Genomic DNA, 13,646 nt, shown 5'->3' with positions numbered 1-13,646 from the left:
TTGTAAGCGGCTGTTGTTCTCGGGCCTTAACTTTGCAGTACGCGGGTGAGTTTTTCAAGGTAGCGCTGGCAGGTATTGCTTAGGTTATTCAAAAGGGTATTGCCCATTAAACGGGAATAAGCCTGTTGCGCATGCTCAAGTTGCATTAGCTCTGCCAGTTTAGCGTTGTTATCGCATAAAATGGTGGTTTGTTGTTTTGCGCGTGTAATCGCCACATAGAGGCTACGCCGCTCTTCTTCTTCCAACTTTTGCGGCTCTTGCCCCCAACTTTCACCTGCCATCACAAATACATGATCGTATTCCAGCCCCTTATGAAAATGTACCGTGCCGAGAACTAAATTGCTGGGTTTAGCTTCGGCTTTTAAGCGAAAGACGCCTTTGATAAAAGAGGCAAACTCGGTAAAGGATTGGGCTTTTTTTTCTGCCAGGATAACTAATTGCTGATAATGGAAGCATTTATCATTGCGGCGCTCTTCACTTAACAACGCATCGTTTTGGATATGATGGATTAAATCGGTTTGCGTATAGTATTCACTCAATACCTGCTCGGCATTGACCGCGTTGTTAGCGATCAATGTAATAGCAATACGCAAATTTTCTAAGGTTCGCCAAACCGGTTTTTCCACACTCTGCTGTAATGACGCAATATGATGTAATACCCTTTCTCGTGGTAACTGGCCAAACTGCGTGGCCAGCGTTTGAATAAACTCCATTTTTACCGGGTGATAAGGCGTTGTGAAAATGGTATGGATGGCGTCAACACGTTGTTCAGCTGCGATGCTGTTGTAGTTCGGCGCGTTTAATATGCCAAGGGCATCAATAAGCTTAAAGCCATCGTGCAAATTCAGACGTTTATCGGCTTTGATGTCATAGGGTAGCCTTTTTAACAGCAGCGCCATTTGAACCGGCTCTAATGCCACCCAGGTAGGTGCAATAATGGCGATGCTTGCACCGGGTTGCTGTTTTTGGAGTTGCTCTAACTGTAAAACTAGTCGATTTACCGGCGCCTCATATTGTTCAAGTTTAATCGCGGTTTGTATTGCGCCGTTACTAACTGTTAGCAAAGGGTGGCGCCGCACATTTTGATGGATCAACTGCTGTGCAGCCAGGGCTTGTTGATGCCCGTAGCGAAAGGTTTGGCTTAGTGTGAACTTGCATTCAGGTAAATGCGGGATCTGACATGTTAAAAACATTTCCGGATGCGCCTGGCGCCACTGATACAGTGTTTGATCCACATCGCCTACTAACATGCCAACCCGGGCATGGGTAGTTAGCATTTCAAAAATACTGAATTGGATTGGGTTCAGATCCTGCGCTTCATCAACCAGCACGGCATCGTAGAAGGGTACGCCAAGTTGCTCAAGTTGATAGGCATAACTTTGCAGCCAGTCATCATAAAATAACAAGCCTTCATGTTTACGTTGTTGTTCGTATAACTTAAAAGCGTGCGATAAAGGTTCATTTGGCGGCACCCGCATTGGATAGTAGGCTTTTTGCTTCGCGACAAAGTCGGCAAACTCATCTAAAGCGTCGAGTGCGGGTTTGGCCTGTAAAAATTGCTGATATATTTTTTTCTGTAATATACGCTGTACCTGCTCAAGGTTTTTTGGCAGGTTTCGCGGTTTAATGGCATGGTAAGCAAGGGAGTGAAAAGTATGAACGGCTACACCCTTAACCTGCATCTTGGTAATCCGCTGCTGAATTTCTTTTCGTACTTCTTTGTTAAAACATAACACTAAAACCTGTTTAAAGCCGTCAGTTGCCAATTTTTCAACATAATTGACTAAGGTTGTGGTTTTGCCGGTGCCCGGGCCAGCAAAAACTTTTGCTAAACCCTGTCTATGGGCGAATATCTGTTGTTGTTCAGCAGTTGGGGTAAAGGTCATAGTATCAAATCTTTCATTACCTATTGATATAAATCGATTATCTCTTTAATGCAAAGCCTGCCTGACGAATACAAACTTGTGAAGCCATAGTTTTGTTAAAAAACCTTGATAATGCCCTCAAGCAATCAGAGGACAACAGCATGACCACATTTTTTATCAGCCGCCACCCCGGTGCTATTAATTGGATTAAGCAGCAAGGGATCACTATTGATCGCTGGGAAACGCATTTGGATCTTGCCGATGTGCAGGCTGGTGATCAGGTTGTTGGGACCTTACCGATCCCTATGGTGGCTGCGCTTAATAAAAAAGGGGCAACTTACTTGCATTTAAATGTAGCGGTACCAGCTAGTTTGCGTGGTCAGGAGTTATCTGAAGAAACCCTGTATGCCTTAGGTGCAACCTTACAGCCGTTCCGGGTTTTAGAGGAGGGCTAACATGCCTCGCCTTAGTAATAGTTTATATGCCTATGATATCAGCAATAACAAACAGCGGCGGCGGGCGTTAAAGCAGCTGCGAAAGGTAGCAGACGTATATCAGGATTCGGTATTTGATTGTCGCCTGACAAAACAAGCACATCAGGTTTTGCAGGGGGCACTACTGGAATTGTTAGAGCCTGGCGAACAGGTGGTATATCTGGCCTTGCCCGCAAACTGCGATATTGAACAGCTTGGAACCGGTATGCAGCCGTTAGGTGAGTTTAGCCTGGTAATTAGTTGAGTAAATACAATGAGCACGCTGGTGATAGAAAAACATGATATTACGCTTGAATACGTGACGGATTGTTTAGTGATCCGCCAGCCTGATGCCCCTGTGCGCACAGTACCACTTAGCCGGTTGAACAAAGTAATTTGTATGCATAATGTGCAGCTTAGTACGCAGTTAATAGGGCAGTTACAGCATCGTGGTATTGATTTTATTGTGTTAAACAATCGATATGTTAATCATAGTTTTGCGCTTTATGCTAATACGCATCAGTATGCTTTAAGGCGATGCCAGCAATATGCCTGGCAGTTAGAGCCTTCGCAGCGTTTACTTATAGCTAAGATATTCTGTGCGCATAAATTTCGTGTGTCATTGCGCTTAGCGCAAGCCGGAGCAGAGCACCGCTTGCAGGCGCAGCTTGGTATGGCACTTGAATCCTTGGCCAAGGTTTCGCAGGAAGAGCAGTTAAGAGGCCTGGAAGGTAGTGTACAGCGTGGGCTATTTCTATACTGGCGTCAGCAACTCGACCCGGCTTGGGGTTTTGAACAACGGATCCGTCGCCCGCCACCTGATCCGGTAAATGCTTTACTATCATTTGCATATACCGTGGTACATCAGGAAGCGGTAAGGCAATGCAAAAAATATGGCTTGGATCCGGATTTAGGCTTTTACCATCGTTTAGCTTATGGTCGCCAATCGTTAGCCTGTGATTTGATGGAACCACTGCGGCCCAAAGTAGAGCAGTGGTTGGTTAAGGTATTGGCTAAGGGTGAATTAAACCGACGGCATTTTAGTAAAAACCGTACCGACGGCTGCTTTTTAGGTAAAGAAGGGCGGCTACTGTTTTACCCGTTATTTGACCAACAGTTGCCAATGTTTAAGCGGCAATTAGCTGCGCATGCGCGTTGGCTGGTAAATTATTTAAAGCAGCCAGACCAAACCGCAACAAATCTTGAGGTAGTGGCATGAAGTGTAAAGAGCACTGGTATCTAATTAGCTATGATATTCGCGAAAAACGGCGGTTGGCCAGAGTGTACCGCTACTTAAAGCGGTTCGCTTTTATGCTGCAAGAGTCGGTGTATTTATTCGCTGGCGATAAAGCAGCCTGGCAAACGCTAAAGCAACAGCTGCTCAAACGCATCAAAAAGTCTGAGGATGATGTTCGGGTATATAAGTTAGATAAAGATAGCTGTTTACACTTTTTTGGTAGCACGCCCTGGCCGCAAGGAGTGTATTTTGCTGGCTACCCTCGCCATACTTTTACACCCTTGCCAGAAGGTAATAAAGATACTGTGGTAATTGGTTGAATTAATACTACAAAGTAGTATAGTTAGACTGCTCTTTAATAAATTATACGCTCAAAAATTAGCCAATTAACTGGTTAAAAAGTAATCAGTTATTTTCTGTTGGAACTAATTGTTTTTTAAAATAAAAAAATCATGTTAGAGTCCAACAGCTGCCCCGACATAACAGGGGATTAAGACGAGAGAAGTGACTGCCGTACACTCTCACACTAGTCCAACAGCTGCCCCGACATAACAGGGGATTAAGACATAATGGAATTAAGTTGCCTGCAGGAGTTAAGGTCCAACAGCTGCCCCGACATAACAGGGGATTAAGACATAGAATTTATCCGCTGGTACAGCGCATCCTGGTCCAACAGCTGCCCCGACATAACAGGGGATTAAGACTTGGCTCATAGCCTCCGCCATAGCCGGATTAACGTCCAACAGCTGCCCCGACATAACAGGGGATTAAGACGGCCCTGGACGTGGGCCTGAATATCGACTAAATGTCCAACAGCTGCCCCGACATAACAGGGGATTAAGACCGCATGATGATGTGGAACAATCTATCGTTGATGGTGTCCAACAGCTGCCCCGACATAACAGGGGATTAAGACTTGGTTATACCACGACCCCCCGCATATTTCATGTCCAACAGCTGCCCCGACATAACAGGGGATTAAGACCTATGCCGCCAACATCATACGCGAGGCTTACGGGTCCAACAGCTGCCCCGACATAACAGGGGATTAAGACGAGGTCGCGGGTTGAGCAGGAGCTGGTTTAGCGTCCAACAGCTGCCCCGACATAACAGGGGATTAAGACGTAGTGCTTTATCTGCTAACACTTGAGGAAGTAAAGTCCAACAGCTGCCCCGACATAACAGGGGATTAAGACTTCCTGCGCTTGTGGCAGATACCGTGGGTTATCGTCCAACAGCTGCCCCGACATAACAGGGGATTAAGACAATTTCAACCAGGTTTAGTACGTTCATATTTCGTCCAACAGCTGCCCCGACATAACAGGGGATTAAGACTCGATCCGTGAGCCTCGGTCTTAACTTGCTTTGGTCCAACAGCTGCCCCGACATAACAGGGGATTAAGACGTAATGGCAGAGATAGTAAAGCTGGCTTGTACGTCCAACAGCTGCCCCGACATAACAGGGGATTAAGACTATAATTGCCGCAGATCATCTCATAAAGCAGCGTCCAACAGCCGCCCCGACATAACAGTAAGCGTCCGGCGATCACAGGTAGGTGTTCTAATTTAAGTGTCCGCTTAATTTTTAGTGGACACTTAGTGTCTTAGATAGCATCACCTGCTGGGTGATTTCGTTTTGGTATAAGGCATTGCAACCGGCATAGGTATTCATAAGTCTCACAGTTGGCAAAAGTGAGCACTATGATGCGTGATCAGTTAGCAAATAAAAGATGTGTTCGCCAGACGCTTACAAACTCTGAAGGTATACGCCAGCTATAAATTAATAATTATCGATGCAAATATTGATGCGGTAATTGTGCTAAGCTTTTATAGGGCACTGAAATTACGAGTTTTAAAGAAATATGCCTAGCTCAGTTATTGATGCAATTATTGATTTTTTACGGCGTGAACCTGCAAATTCAAGCGAAATCGCCAGCTTTTGTGGTTGCGATCGTTCAACGGTGACACGGCATCTGAAGCGACTTGAAAAGCAACTCGTTACGACAGGCCGTGCCCGCTCTACACGTTATTATTTACGCAAGGGAGCAGACGCTGAGTTACCACTTTATCGAGTCACTGAGGCTGGCCAAGCAGAGCTTTTTGGCACTATGGTCGCAGTGATGCCGCGAGGCTACATTGTAAATACACATCATCACGCCGAGTTTTGTTACTACGATGATTTACCTTGGTGGTTGCAAGACTTAAGACCTCAGGGGTTTCTCGGCCGAAATCTCGCCAAGGCGCTTTTCAGAAGAGAGATTGTTGACACTGAAGATATTACTTACTGGAAAGATCAGGATATTTTTAACGCGTTATTGCATGCCAAAGGTGATACACCGGGAAACTTACTGATCGGGACCTTAAGTTATCAGGAATGGCTACAGCATGAACCGATAGCAAGATCTGAAGGTGATTTTGTGATGCTGGCAGAGCATGCCATGTCAGGAGAAGTAGTGGGTTCTTCTGCCGGTGGCGAGCAACCTAAGTTTTGCGCTTTTGTTGATGGTAAACACCGTCTGGTTAAGTTCACTGAACCGGTTATCAACGCGAACAGTCAGCGCTGGGCTGATTTATTGGTGGCAGAGCATCTTGCTTTAAACACCTTAGCGAATGATGGCATTCCAGCAACCTGTTCTAAAATTGTCAGGCGTGAACAACGCACATTTTTAAGTTGTGCGCGTTTTGACCGAATAGGCGAGATCGGACGCAAAGGTCTGGTCTCTTTGCGTATGGTAGAGATGCAATTTGTTGGCAAGCCAGCAGAGTGGCCAGTCATAGCGATGCATTTGCAGCAGGAGAAACAGATCACTGCTGAAGAGGCAGATACCATCTCAATGATTTGGTGTTTCGGCCGGTTGATTGCGAATACAGATATGCATACAGGTAACTTATCTTTTTTCTACTCAGCAGAGGGGGCACTTACTCTGGCGCCTGTATACGATATGTTGCCTATGGCCTTTGCGCCTTTACGCAGTGGCGCTATGGCATCTCACCATAACTTAACCATTAACGCGATTGCTCAAGGCAAACACTGGCGGCAAGCTTATATCCTGGCTGAGCGGTTTTGGGATGACTTAGCCAATCATGTTGAAATATCCCCAGATTTCAGGCGTGTCGCCGAATCGATGCGACTTGAACTTAAGACTATAAAGCGGTTGGTGGATAGGATGGCATGATTAACATAATGGACGCGAACCGGCCAAAATAGTTGACGCCGAACACTCCCATTTGCCATAGCGCGACAATTTCTATAAGCCAGTAGCGCATTAATAGCGACCAGCGCACCGGCCAGCCGCTGCTAACAAAACCGCCATTGCATCTAGGCTATTGCGCCCGCAACAGCTGCAGTAATTGCTCGGTGCTTAAACGTGCTGCCATATCGCCACCTTCTAACAACGAATCGGCGAGCTCGCGTTTTTGCTGGTGCAATGCCAAGATTTTTTGCTCGATGGTGTTCTCAGTTACCAGCCGGTAAATGGTTACCGGCCGGGTTTGACCAATGCGGTGCGCACGGTCTGATGCCTGATCCTCGACTGCGGGGTTCCACCAGGGGTCGAGATGGATCACATAATCGGCTGCAGTCAGGTTTAAGCCGGAACCACCCGCTTTTAAACTAATCAAAAACACCTCGCCATCACCTTGTTGAAAGGCGCTGACGCGCTTTTGGCGTTCGGCAACGGGTGTGCTGCCATCCAGATATTGATAGCGAACCTGTTGCTGTTCCAAATACTGCCGCACCAGTGCCAGATGATCAACAAACTGGCTGAATACCAGCACTTTATGCTGGTTATCCAGAATTTCCGTTAAGGTTTCTGCAAATACCTGTAGCTTACTGCTGCTTAACTTATAATCCGGCACAACCAAGCTTGGGTTACAGCAAAAACGGCGTAACTTCATAATTTCAGCCAGCACTTGCATTGCTTGGCCGCCCTCGGTACTAGCCAGTTGCTCTATTGCTTGTTGGCGTAACGCTTCATATAAATGGCGCTCATCGTCGCTAAGCTCAACCGCTAGGGTGATTTCGGTTCTCGATGGCAACTCGGTTAATACCTGAGTTTTGGTGCGGCGTAGCACAAAGGGGCTAAGCAGTTTCTTTAATAGGGCGCGGGTTTCAATGTCACCCTTTTCAATCGGTGTAGCGAAGCGTCGGTTAAATTGCTCCTTACTGCCCAGCAAGCCAGGGTTAAGAAAATGAAATAAACTCCACAGTTCGCCAAGATGGTTTTCTATTGGTGTGCCGCTAAGTGCCAGACGGAAATCAGCGTTAAGTGCTATCGCGGCTTTCGCTCGCTTGGTGCTATCGTTTTTAATGGCCTGTGCCTCATCCAGTACCAGTGTGTGCCATTGCACAGCAGTAAATTGCTCAGAGTTATTTTGCAGCATGCCATAGCTGCAGATCACCAGATCAAAGGGACCGACGGTAGTGAGATCACGGTTATCATAGAACCAGTGGATCTTTAAGGTTGGGGCAAAACGTGCAGCCTCAGTTTGCCAGTTATTGGCAACCGACACAGGCGCCACAACAAGCGCAGGACCTTCTGCGGCACGTTGTAATAACAGTGCCAGAGTTTGCAGGGTTTTGCCGAGCCCCATATCATCCGCCAGGCATGCGCCAACGCCCCAATGTGCTAACTTAGCTAACCACTGAAAGCCCTGTAATTGATAATCACGAAGCTCTGCCTGCAAGGTATTTGGTAACGCTGGCTGCAATTTCTCCATCTGCTGTAGCCGCTTAACTTGCCCTTGCCAGGCTTTGTTGCTGCTAACGTGTTGCGCGTCTTGTGTAAGCTCGGCAACAAAAGGTGCCGTGAAGCTACTTAGTTTTAGCTCACCTTGTTTGCCTGGGTTCGCCAGTGCAGCCATATCTTTTAACTGTTTTCGGAATGCCGCACTCAGTGCCAGGTAGCCCTGATCGGAAAGGGGAATGAAACGGCTACTCGTTTGTTGGACCAGTTCCAGTAAAGTTTTTAATGAAAGTACCTTATCTTGGTCTAAGACTAATTCACCCTCTATCTCCAGCCATTGGCCTTGCTGCCGAATGTTCATCCGAAAATCGCGCGTATCAGCTTTATTCGTGATTCTAAAGGGTTCGCCCTCAGGCCAGACCAGGCTAAAGTGCTCGGCAGGTAAATTCTGTAGCTCGCTTAATAATTCCAGGCAATGTTCTGGCTCGGGCAGGAGCCATTGGCTGCCATCAAATTCGCTTTGCTGCAGGCTGGGACAGGTTAAATTCAACGTCGCCAGATGCTGCTGCTCTGCTTTCAGGTTGCGTTCTGTCTGCACTGGCTCGCCAGCCTGCTCACCTACCAGCAAGGCATTGCCTTTGCCGGGGCTAAATAAAGCGCTACCATCTAGTGGTTGCACCAATGGCTGTAACCTCAGGCCATCCTGGTAACGCGATAAGTAAAGTTGCAAAGTCGAGTTGGGTGCTATGGCTTTTAGTGCACTTGGCAGGCTAACGGCATCGGCTTGTACCGGGATGCTGGGCGCTAATTTACTCACTGTGGCCAGCAATAGTTCTTTTCCGGCAGCAGGTACGGTTAATCCCGGACCAATAATTTGCATTATTTGCGTAATCTGCGGGCTAAAGTCGTAAACCAGTATTTTATTCGGCCCGGCCAGCTGCCAATTTTGGTCGCTATATGCCGCTTCTTCCGGTTCCAGGCTAAGCTGGTACTGTTGCTGATGTTGTTTTACTTGCAGGTAAAAGGTACCGGCCTCAACCTGAATGGGTGTATCCGGTTTACCCTCCCAAAACACTAATGGGTGCCCCACTAACTGGCGTAGCGCTTTTTCAGTATCAATTTCATAATTTAGCGCGCCATAGTACCCCTGATACATCGGCTCAATACAGGCGATCACTTTTTTATCTGCTGCAGTAACAAAGGGGAGCTTGTCATCTTCCTGAGCCAAACGCTTTAGCGCGACTACGCGGCCAGCCGACCATTGCCCTTTAGCATTGCGTTTTTGTTCGCGCGGCTCGATGCTGGTGTAAAAATTATTAGCCTGCACAAACCAGCATAAGCGGCTACTTTGGTTATCAGATGACGTGTTTTTTGTGGTTTGGGTGAGCAAATTTAACGCATTAAGCGCGCGCTGCCATTGTGCTTCTTTTTGCATTAACTGACAAAGGGGCTGCAGTTGCCGTTGTTGGTGCCAGTCTGGCCATAAGCGGTTTTGCCCATAGGCAGCCGCAATGACGGCATCCAGCTCGGCGGCAACCCAGCTATAGCCGCGGGCCTGATATAACTCCCGCATCCTTAGTAGCTTAGTTTCAATGACCTCTGACAAGGCATCCTGCCAAAACAGCGCCAAAATGTAGAATAAGCCATCTAAACCAAACGGAATCATATCCGGGTCCCAGTCCGGGCGATAGTGATTGGTGGACGTTTGTTCTAACTCATCAACCAGGCGCAGCCATTGCTGGTAGCAGATGCCGTCGTTAAGTTGCAAGCCGGTTTTGACTTGTGCTTTTAGGCGTTTATGACTCTCCGGAGTGGCAGATCCCAGATACGCCAGCATCGCAAACCAGCCGTCAAGATGTCGGAACTGAAGTTTACGTTTACCCGAATGTTTTTTAAGTTGCTTCTCCAGATTTTCTAACGCACTAACGGCCTCGGTGGTTTTGCCTTTTAACACCAGCATAGCACTATGCAGAAAGCCTGAGTATTGTCCAAGATCCGGGGCCTTGGTTTGGAGCTGGTCGGTAAGTAGCAGATACCAATGATAGAGTTGTGCCACATCGCTATCATGCGGCACGCGCTTTAGATACGCCTCAGTTGCACGGTATAGATGCGGACAATCGGGTAAACGATAGAGCGCCGTCAGCATACTATGTAGTATCACAGAGTGCTGTATTTCCAGTGGCATGGCGCTGAAAAAGGCGCTGCCATCTGCCGGATCGGTCATAAAGCATAACGGGTAAAGGCCACCATCGGGCTCGGTATCAAAATACCCATCGCTATGATGCAACAGGTTGGGATAGTTGCCTTGTAACATATCCAGCCACATCTGGCGGCGGTAGTAGCTGCGCTGCTGTTTAACATAATAACTGCGGTGATTGCGGCTGATCCAATCCCTGGCTTGACGCTGCCATGCCATGCTCTGGCTGTGTTGTTGGACGTAGCTAAATACGTTAAATAATGTGGCAAGATTATCTTGAGTATTGAGTTGATAACCTTCTTTGGCAGTTTGCTGAACCCAGCCCTGTGCTTTCAGGTTTTGCAGCGCAGCTTTGATATCGGCAGACGTTAAGGCTTTACCGCTATCCCCTCTGGCTCCGGTTAGCCGGATAATATCTAACCATTTGCTTTGTGCCATGGGCTCTTGTAACAAGGCCATCATAATAAGCAGCGCGCGTTCTAATTCAGGTAGTGAAGCAACAGCAGTACGTTTCATAAAGATTTGGTGTGGATGATAATTAAAAATGGGATGATATTACCACTACACTCCCGCACTTATTACAATTACTTGGTGTCAGATGCCCCATTTTATCGTTGATAACAGCAGCGACTTTGCTGAGCAGGCGAAACAAAAAATTGCCGAGTTTAATGCGCAGCATTGGGATGCCAGCAAGCGCCAGGCCTTGGGTTTAAAACAACTTAATGCGAACGGCGAAGTGGTGGCCATGCTGGCCGGGCGCACCTTTGGCAACTGGTTTTATCTGGAATCCTTCTGGTTGCACACCAAAGTTGCCGGATAGTGTGCCGAAACTGCAGCAACTTGCAGCGAAACTCACGCAACTTGGCTTTTACGGTTTGTTAATTGTAATGCCGTTGTCCGGTTATTTAATGCAAAATGCAGCCGGTCGCCCGCTGGAGCTGTTTGGATTGTCGCTGCCATCCTTGCTCAATACCGATTTAGCGTTATATGGCCTGTTGCGCGAAATTCATGGCTGGGCCGCACTGCTGTTAGTGCTGCTTATTGTGGTGCACATTATTGCCGCGCTCTATCACGGTCTGATCAAGCGGGATGGGGTGTTTAGCAGTATGGTCAAAGTGTCCGTTACTGCTAACCGCAAACCCTAAGCCCACATCACTGCGATGGCTGCCAGGACTATCAGAGCCAGGCCACCGTGATCGGTTCGTTGCAGCTTTTCTTTAAAGAAAAAGGCGGAGATCAGCAGCATAAACAACACTTCGACCTGGCCCAGTGTTTTTACCAACGCGACCGATTCCAGGCTCATGGCGGTAAACCAGCCAATTGAGCCGATGCAGCTGCTGATACTGATCAACAGAGTCAGCCGCGGGCGTTGCCACAGAGCCAGCAAGGTGCTGCGCTCGCGCCACAGCAGATAGCTGAGTAAGATCAGGGTTTGCAGTAAAATCACCACCAACAGCACCCAGGCTGCACCGTGTGGGAAAGGTAGCCCCAGCGCCAAACTGGCTTGCCGCACCCAAAGCGAGGTTAGCGCAAAGCTTAAGCCACTGCTGATGCCAAGTAATAACACCGGCCACGATAGCTGTCGCCAGCTGGCGCCGCTTAGCAAGAATACGGCTACCGCACCCAGTAGTACCCCGACCCAACCCAGCAAACTTAGCGATTCACTAAAAAAGGCGACTCCCAGGATCGCAGCCAGTATGGCTTCACTTTTCGCCAAGCCGGCGCCAATGGCGTAGTTGCGCAACTTAAACAGTTTGACCATTAAGGCGGTGGCAATAATTTGCGCAACAGCGGCACCGACAATAAAAAAAACAAAGCGGTGGTTGAAGGTAGGCAAGGCCACGGGTTGCCATTGATAAAGACCCGCCAGATACAACGCTGCCAGTGGCGAAGCCCAGATAAAGCGTGCCAGCGTCACGCCAGCGACACTGACGTCTTTACTCAACTGTTTTTGAAACGCATTGCGCCAGGCCTGCATAAAGGCTGCCAGCAAGGTAAAGGGGATCCAAAGCACTGCAATTACTCATAAGACGTCAAGATGGCTATGCTAACCGATGTTGCACTAACACAGAAGAGAGCGGTCTAACTTTGCATCAGCAACGTATCTGGTTGTAAGGGTCATTTGCCATAGCCACGCCAAAGGAGGCTGAAATGTTTATTCTGTTAACAGCCTTGTGCTGTACCGCAGTACTGTATGCGCTTTATCAGACGCTGGGTAGCTTTTGGGCTGAGCGGCATGCCTACCAACATGCCCGCCGTCATGCTCATAAAACCCTGCATGATCAGGTATTGCGTCAGGCATTGCAGGAAGCGGATGCAGCCGGATTAGGGAGTACTTTTCGTGCCTATGTCAGTGGGGTGATGGTAGTGACTGGTCAGGTCAGATTACAGGTTGGCCAGCTATTGTGGATCTTTGAGCAACTGGAGCAGGGTAAACGCTTTGACCCGGCGCAACCGGTACCCCGTTTTACCAAAGCCTGACGCTGCTGGGGACATGACCGTTTTACCGCGCCTGTGTGTGTACTGGTCAGACCCTGAGGTATCCCCACGAAATAGGATGATAAAACAAAGGATTAAATAAATTGGTATAGGAAGGGAACATTCATGGCGCTCGATGATCAGATCTTTCGCCAAAAAAAACAATCAGGAATCGCCATGAATGTTCAGCACATCCTAACCAATTTCATTCACGCTGTCACACCTTCTATGCATAGTGCCCGGCGCAAGGCGCTACAAAATATAGTCTTAAGTGCCTCGACCCAGCAGCAACTCACAGTCACTTCGCTTGGGCGGAACCTTGACACGCAAGCCTATGAAAAGCATCGAATAAAAAGTGCTGATCGCCTGCTCTCCAATACGCAACTTTTTTATGAGTTACCGCACATTTATCAGCAACTGGCCCGATATTTTGCAGGTTATCAAGCACAGCCAGTGATTTTGGTCGACTGGTCAGACTTAGAGCCCGGTCAGCAGTTCTTCCTGCTGCGCGCCGCATTGGCATGTGAGGGGCGCTCGATAACCCTTTATGAGGAAGTGCATTCCCTGGCGACTAAAGATAAACCCCAAACTCATCAGCAATTTCTAAGGCGCCTTCACGCAATACTACCGGCAAGCTGCAAGCCCGGTTATCGTTACAGACGCCGGATTTCGTGGCCCTTGGTTTAGGCAAGTACTGGATATCGGATGGGA

Annotated in this window: 12 protein-coding genes and 1 CRISPR repeat array; of the genes, 9 read left to right on the top strand and 3 right to left on the bottom strand. The window is 48.0% G+C overall.

The features are described 5' to 3' along the window. Nucleotides 1-26 precede the first annotated feature (26 nt). Nucleotides 27-1,886 carry a UvrD-helicase domain-containing protein gene (locus AEST_RS12455; RefSeq protein ID WP_008609472.1) on the bottom strand — a complete coding sequence of 620 codons (1,860 nt, stop codon included), beginning with the start codon at nt 1,884-1,886 and terminating at the stop codon, nt 27-29. 140 nt (nt 1,887-2,026) lie between these two features. Here AEST_RS12455 and csx16 point away from each other — a divergent pair, with 140 nt between their 5' ends. From csx16 to yjjJ, 5 genes are all read left to right on the top strand, one after another. Then, the gene (gene csx16, locus AEST_RS12450; RefSeq protein WP_008609471.1) at nt 2,027-2,320 is read left to right on the top strand and encodes a CRISPR-associated protein Csx16; all 294 of its coding nucleotides are present in this window, start codon (nt 2,027-2,029) and stop codon (nt 2,318-2,320) included. 1 nt (nt 2,321) lies between these two features. Continuing rightward, on the top strand, nt 2,322-2,603 hold the full coding sequence (cas2, locus tag AEST_RS12445) for a CRISPR-associated endonuclease Cas2 (RefSeq protein ID WP_008609470.1): 282 nt from the start codon (nt 2,322-2,324) through the stop codon (nt 2,601-2,603). Between the two features lie 9 nt (nt 2,604-2,612). Beyond that, entirely contained in the window at nt 2,613-3,557 is a 945-nt protein-coding gene (gene cas1 / locus AEST_RS16840) for a CRISPR-associated endonuclease Cas1 (RefSeq protein WP_008609469.1), read from the top strand. Then, on the top strand, nt 3,554-3,895 hold the full coding sequence (gene cas2 / locus AEST_RS12435) for a CRISPR-associated endonuclease Cas2 (protein ID WP_008609468.1): 342 nt from the start codon (nt 3,554-3,556) through the stop codon (nt 3,893-3,895). The genes cas1 and cas2 (AEST_RS12435) overlap by 4 nt, the downstream gene beginning before the upstream one ends. Before the next feature lie 140 nt (nt 3,896-4,035). Next, a CRISPR array of direct repeats spans nt 4,036-5,049; the repeat unit is 37 nt; unit sequence GTCCAACAGCTGCCCCGACATAACAGGGGATTAAGAC. Nucleotides 5,050-5,437: 388 nt separating this feature from the next. Beyond that, nucleotides 5,438-6,751: a type II toxin-antitoxin system HipA family toxin YjjJ gene (gene yjjJ / locus AEST_RS12430; protein ID WP_008609466.1), complete on the top strand. Its 1,314-nt coding sequence runs from the start codon at nt 5,438-5,440 to the stop codon at nt 6,749-6,751. A gap of 148 nt (nt 6,752-6,899) precedes the next feature. On the opposite strand, the gene AEST_RS12425 is transcribed toward yjjJ, so the two are convergent. Beyond that, entirely contained in the window at nt 6,900-10,973 is a 4,074-nt protein-coding gene (locus AEST_RS12425) for a DEAD/DEAH box helicase (protein ID WP_008609461.1), read from the bottom strand. An 82-nt stretch (nt 10,974-11,055) separates the two neighbouring features. On the opposite strand from AEST_RS12425, the gene AEST_RS12420 reads away from it, so the two are divergent. After that, on the top strand, nt 11,056-11,277 hold the full coding sequence (locus AEST_RS12420; RefSeq protein ID WP_008609459.1) for a hypothetical protein: 222 nt from the start codon (nt 11,056-11,058) through the stop codon (nt 11,275-11,277). Nucleotide 11,278: 1 nt separating this feature from the next. Further along, nucleotides 11,279-11,602, top strand: a complete 324-nt coding sequence (locus AEST_RS12415) for a cytochrome b (protein WP_008609458.1) — start codon at nt 11,279-11,281, stop codon at nt 11,600-11,602. Here AEST_RS12415 and AEST_RS12410 read toward each other — a convergent pair. Further along, nucleotides 11,599-12,435 carry a DMT family transporter gene (locus tag AEST_RS12410; protein WP_238534604.1) on the bottom strand — a complete coding sequence of 279 codons (837 nt, stop codon included), beginning with the start codon at nt 12,433-12,435 and terminating at the stop codon, nt 11,599-11,601. The two genes, AEST_RS12415 and AEST_RS12410, sit on opposite strands and share 4 nt — an antisense overlap. Before the next feature lie 173 nt (nt 12,436-12,608). Between AEST_RS12410 and AEST_RS12405 the strand changes: the two genes are divergently transcribed. Together AEST_RS12405 and AEST_RS12400 are read left to right on the top strand one after the other, a co-directional pair. Continuing rightward, a complete protein-coding gene (locus AEST_RS12405; RefSeq protein ID WP_008609456.1) occupies nt 12,609-12,938 on the top strand; it encodes a hypothetical protein in 330 nt (109 codons plus the stop codon). Nucleotides 12,939-13,112: 174 nt separating this feature from the next. After that, nucleotides 13,113-13,622 (top strand): hypothetical protein, encoded by a 510-nt coding sequence (locus AEST_RS12400; RefSeq protein ID WP_156803873.1) that lies wholly within the window; start codon nt 13,113-13,115, stop codon nt 13,620-13,622. Nucleotides 13,623-13,646: the final 24 nt, after the last annotated feature.

It is taken from the genome of Alishewanella aestuarii B11 (assembly GCF_000280055.1).
GTDB classification, from domain to species: domain Bacteria; phylum Pseudomonadota; class Gammaproteobacteria; order Enterobacterales; family Alteromonadaceae; genus Alishewanella; species Alishewanella aestuarii.
The sequence above is the reverse complement of the archived record's forward strand: the minus strand, read 5'-3'. Positions and strand labels throughout refer to the sequence as shown.